The 2,217-nt window shown below is 56.8% G+C and carries 3 protein-coding genes; 1 reads left to right on the plus strand and 2 read right to left on the minus strand.

From position 1 onward, the window contains the following. Positions 1–1,188: YncE family protein (locus tag RND78_RS27625; RefSeq protein WP_312733408.1), on the minus strand; the 1,188-nt coding region annotated here is incomplete at its 3' end. Positions 1,189–1,193: 5 nt separating this feature from the next. Further along, complete coding sequence (locus RND78_RS27630) at positions 1,194–1,547, minus strand: DUF305 domain-containing protein (RefSeq protein WP_051398701.1); 354 nt, start codon at positions 1,545–1,547, stop codon at positions 1,194–1,196. 130 nt (positions 1,548–1,677) lie between these two features. Between RND78_RS27630 and RND78_RS27635 the strand changes: the two genes are divergently transcribed. Beyond that, positions 1,678–2,190 carry an RNA polymerase sigma factor gene (locus RND78_RS27635; protein WP_027597937.1) on the plus strand — a complete coding sequence of 171 codons (513 nt, stop codon included), beginning with the start codon at positions 1,678–1,680 and terminating at the stop codon, positions 2,188–2,190. Positions 2,191–2,217 lie beyond the last annotated feature (27 nt).

Consider the following 2,217-nt stretch of genomic DNA (forward strand, 5'->3'; position numbering starts at 1 on the left):
AGTCAAGCCCTGGTCGAAAAGTGTCACCTGAGTGGTATGACGTTCGTGTTGACCCGGCGGAGCCAGGGCGATCTGAATACTCTTGGCAGCGCTCCCTAACGGCTTAAGATTTGCCAGCCCAGCGCCCTGGGTAGCGGCGCGGGGAACGTAGACCAAAGCCTGGGGCGCCTGCCCCACGGGTACAGTGGTTTCAACGCTATTGGTCAGCGTATTGATGACGGCCACACTGTCAGCATTCTCTAGTCCCACGTACAACCGCGTGCCATCTCCTGACGGCCAGAGACCGTGGGGCAAAGCGCCAACAGGAATGCTGGCGACTTGGCTGAAATCATCGGTTCGGAAGACCTTGACTCGATTTTCTCCGCCTACCGTTACATAGGCGAAGCTTCCGCGGGCATTGCGAACCAAGTTGACGTGATTAGTGATCGCGCCAGTATCAAGCGTCTTAATCAAGCTGAACGGCGGTTTGGCTGCGAACACCTGGGTCTTACCGACATCTTTTAGGGTGAGCCAGACCTGTTGGCCATCTGCAGACGCAGCGATGTTGGGGCAGAAGGGACTCGCCTGAGCGACGCGGCCAACAATTCGATGCTCGGCAACCGAAACCACTACGGTTTCCGGAGTGAACGAGGAGCAGACGTAGCCATAGCGGCCATCAGGGGAGAAGATCTGCATGCCAGGGCCTGGCGGTACGCCAATTCGCGTCTTCTCTTTGAAAGTCACCGGGTCGATCACGGCGATATAGTCCTCGCCCCGTACCGTGACCCAGAGCTCTTTGCCGTCAGGGGTGAAAAAGGCTTCATGAGGCGCGCGACCCAGATAGGTTTTACCCTTCACCTGGTTGTTGGCGGTGTCGATGAAGGACACGGAGTTCGAGCCTATCGCTACGACGGCCAAGGTTCGCCCATCTGGCGAAAATCCCAAGCCATGCACCAGTAGCTCGCCCTTGTACAAAGGACTCAAGTTCTTGGGTTGGCTGTCGCCTAGGGTGATGACGCCGAGCAATTTTTCCGTGCTGGGATCAATCACCGATACCGTGTTGGAGAACTGCTCCGCCGTATACACACGGTCTTGGGAACTAATCGTGATGTCCGGTTGTGCAGCAGCACGCGGAACTTGACCGGCTGAAGCGGTGCAGGAGATTACTAACAACACAGCGGCGAGCGGGGTGAGCGACAATCGAGGCATGAGGATTACCGAGTTGGAGAGGCGGGCAATTCAGAAAGCGCCTGCTGCATGACGGCGATTTCCTGTTGTTGGGTGACAATGATCTCTTGGGCCAGACGGCGTAGGCGTTCGTTATGGCCATACCGCAATTGGATCCGTGCCATTTCGATCGCACCCTGGTGATGTGCCGTCATCTGGGTCACAAAGTCGCGGTCTACGTTGCCACTGCTGGGCTTGTGCATCGCGGCCATCATCTGATCCATGGCCTGACGGTTGTCGGCCTGCGCCGTGGCGGCGCTGCTATCAGGTTCGGCCCAGGCAATGGGAAGCACGAGCACCAGAAGGGTGACTGCCAACAACGGGTGTTTGACTGAAAACACGTGGCGCTCCAGCAGACTGGTGAGTTTCCAATGCAGACGTTCGTACGGTCTGGGTTATTCCATACCTACAAAAATAAAAATTGTGGGGAATAAAAGGTCAGCTCAAGCGTCTGTCAGCGATACCAGGGGAATGTCCATGCTTGATGACGCCATGCTTTCTCAGCTACTACCGTCTCTGCGTCGCTTCGCAAGATCGCTTACTCGTCACGAAGCCAGCGCCGATGACTTGGTCCAGAGTTGTCTAGAACGGGCGCTTACGCATGGGAACACGCGCTGTCCCGCCGGTGATGTGCGAGCCTGGCTGTTCACCATCCTGTACCGCCAATTCGTTGATGGCCGACGTCGTGAGCGCCGCTATGGTCGTCTGTTGGAGTGGCTGGGATTCCAAGAGGTCCCGGTTGAGCCTTCGGCTGAGACGATCTATCTGGATCAAGAAGCGTTGACGAATCTTGAGAGACTCAATGACGAACAGCGTGCCCTGCTGCTGTTGGTCGCGGTGGAAGGCATGAGCTATCGCGATGTATCACAGGCGCTTGGCATTCCACTGGGAACCGTCATGTCTCGTTTGGCGCGGGCACGCGCGGCCTTGAGACAGATCCACGAAAGTCCTTTGGCTACCGCCGCTTTGCGAGTATTGAAATGATGTATCGACCTCCTACTCCTGAAGAGT

Source organism: Pseudomonas oryzihabitans (genome assembly GCF_032027545.1).
GTDB lineage: Bacteria > Pseudomonadota > Gammaproteobacteria > Pseudomonadales > Pseudomonadaceae > Chryseomonas > Chryseomonas oryzihabitans_F.